General features: G+C 59.7%; 2 protein-coding genes. Both read left to right on the top strand.

Annotated features, from left to right (window positions below; genetic code table 11):
• Positions 1-388: 388 nt before the first annotated feature.
• Positions 389-1,372 (top strand): VWA domain-containing protein, encoded by a 984-nt coding sequence (locus OXI69_01305; protein ID MDE2664768.1) that lies wholly within the window; start codon positions 389-391, stop codon positions 1,370-1,372.
• 12 nt (positions 1,373-1,384) lie between these two features.
• Positions 1,385-2,434, top strand: coding sequence for a VWA domain-containing protein (locus tag OXI69_01310; GenBank protein ID MDE2664769.1), 1,050 nt, complete (start codon positions 1,385-1,387; stop codon positions 2,432-2,434).
• Positions 2,435-2,628 lie beyond the last annotated feature (194 nt).

Here is a 2,628-nt window from a genome sequence, read left to right on the forward strand (position 1 = left end):
GGGAGTGAAGCCGGGAGTGCTCCTTCGGTCGGGCTCCGCCCTCCCTGCGGAGCACTCCCGCTCGTTGCCCATCCACCCTCTGGGAGATATGCTTAGCCACACATAAAGAAGACTGGCCGTGTAAACCATGTATGCGGTTTATTGTGTAAACCATGAATGGATTGCACAAGACAAGGGCTCCGCCCGCAGTCGAACCGGTGGGGGGGACGGAACCAGCGAGATCGTGAGATAGGAGGCCCCGCCCGCGGTCGAGCCGGAGGGGGCACACGCGGCGTCCCAGGAGCGAATATCAGCCGGCCCGGGCAGCAGCCGATGGGCGGCGGCATTCGAGTGCTCAAGGCCCCCCGGGCCGGTTGACGGCCGCAGACCTCCCCTTTATACTTTTCCCATGAACGATTTGCGCCATGGATGCCCGAGATTCCTGTGGAGGACGGTCCTGGCCGGATTGATCCTGTCGGGCGGGCTGGCAGTCTTCTGTTCCCTGGTCCTGGCCCAAGGCGGGAGCAGTGGCGGCGCGGCAAACTCCAATAGCCCCAAGGAAAGGATTCAGGTCGACGTAGACCTCGTCAACGTCCTTTTCACTGCCCGTGACAAGAAAGGGAACCTGGTTCCAAACCTGACTCGAGACCGTGTCAGGGTTTTCGAAGACGGCCGGCTGCAGACCATCACCAACTTTTCCCGAGAGTCGAATCAGCCCCTGGCAGTCGTCCTGCTGATGGATAGCAGCTCCAGCGCCAGGGCCAGCCTCAAAGTGCAGCAGGAAGCTGCCATCGACTTCTTCCACAACACCATCCAGCGCAAGCGGGACAAAGGAATGCTGATGACCTTTGACTCGACCATCGACGTGCTGCAGGACTTCGTGGACGATCCCGACAGGCTGTCCAAGGCCGTCAAGTCAGTGAGAATCGGTGGCGGGACCAAGATGTACGACGCCATTCAGGTCGCCTGCCTGGAGAAACTGGCGGGGCTGACCGGACCGAGACGCATCCTGGTACTCATCGGCGACGGCGACGACAACATGAGCTATGAAACGTTCGACTCGGCCGTAGCCATCGCTCAGCGATCCGAAGTATCCGTTTACACCATCAGCACCAACAACAGCGGATTCTTCGGGATGTCGCAGCCCAAGCAGGACAAGCTCCTGAAGCGTCTGGCCGAGGTCACCGGAGGCAGAGCTTACTTCCCGCCCAAGATCGACGACCTGGCCATGAGCTTCTTTCGAATTTCAGAGGAACTGCGCAGCCAGTACTCGGTGGCCTACCGCTCCACCAACTCCAGCCGCGATGGCGCCTTCCGTCGGATCAAGATCAACATAAAAGGCAAAAAGGTCAAGCTGCAGTACCGGAAGGGATACTACGCGCCCACCAGTTAGGGCCCTTGCTCCATGCTGAAGCCGCAAACCCATCTTCAAAGGCTTTCGATTCTCGGTTGCCTGATTGCCCTCAGCCTGTCAACGGGTCTGCAACTGCCTGCCCAGTCCCCCCCGGGCGGGGGCACAGAGCAGGACTCCTTCACTCTGAGAATCCCGGTCAACCTGGTGCTGGTGCCGGTTTCCGTCCGGGACAGCAACGATCAACCGCTCTACGGATTGGAGAGGGAAGACTTTCGAGTCTTTGAGGAAGACGTGCTGCAGAGACTCACCTATTTCTCTTCTGACCCGCTACCGCTGTCGGCCGTGCTTCTGATCGACCGCACGCTCAATTCCCAGGCCCAGTCAAGGCTGGAGGCCACGCTGCTGGCCCTGATCGAGTCCTTCAGCGCTTTTGACGAGATAGCCGTTATCAAGTTCGACCACACCCCCAACCAACTGCTGGATTTCACCCTGGACAAGAGGAAGGTTCTGGAGGCCTTGAGAGACAAGATTAACTGGGAGCCCCATTCACCGGCAATGACCAGTGGGCCCTTCTCCCGGAAAACGACCGTGGGAGGCATCGAACTGGACAACGCTCGGGGCACGGTGCAACCGCCCAAGACCTGGAACACCCACATTCACGATGCCGTGTTCGCGGCGGTCCAGGCCTTGCGGCGCCGGCGGTCGCGTGAACGGCGAAAAATGATCCTCATTATTTCGGAGGGCCGAAATGCCCCCGGCAACCGAAACTCCTACGAGGACACCCTGGAGGCCTTGCTGAGGGCTGAGATCGTGGTCTACGGGATTACTCCGGTGCGATCGGTCCTCACGGGAGGCGCTGTAGCGAAGTATGCCAATTCCACCGGGGGAGAGATGCTGTTTCCGTTCAAGGCCGACCGCCTGGCCAGGACCTTTCCGATTATCACCCGGTCCGCCAGGAACCAGTACGTGTTGGGTTACATTCCCAACACCTTGCCCGATACGGTCTCCTTCCGCAGGATCCGGGTTTACGTGGAGAGCAATCGAATCAAGAACCTCACGGTCAAGAGCCGCAAGGGCTACTACGCCGTCCCCTCCTTTTAGGTCTTTTCCTGTCCCCCCTTAACCCGCATTTCTCACCAGGCCGCTCGATTCATAGGTGAAAGTCCATCTATTTTCAGCACCTCATCGGCCTGATTGGTACGACTTGCGGTTACACACGGCGCCGGGCATGCCCTGGCTGGTCCTTTTCCCCTCAGCGCATCCATGCTCGCTCGACCGTAGTGACCGCTACGCTC

It is taken from the genome of Acidobacteriota bacterium (assembly GCA_028875575.1).
Classification (GTDB): Bacteria; Acidobacteriota; Terriglobia; order Versatilivoradales; family Versatilivoraceae; genus Versatilivorator.

Coding starts and splice junctions, on each gene's coding strand:
- OXI69_01305 (MDE2664768.1), top strand. CDS start 389: ATGAACGATTTGCGCCATGGATGCCCGAGATTCCTGTGGAGGACGGTC.
- OXI69_01310 (MDE2664769.1), top strand. CDS start 1,385: ATGCTGAAGCCGCAAACCCATCTTCAAAGGCTTTCGATTCTCGGTTGC.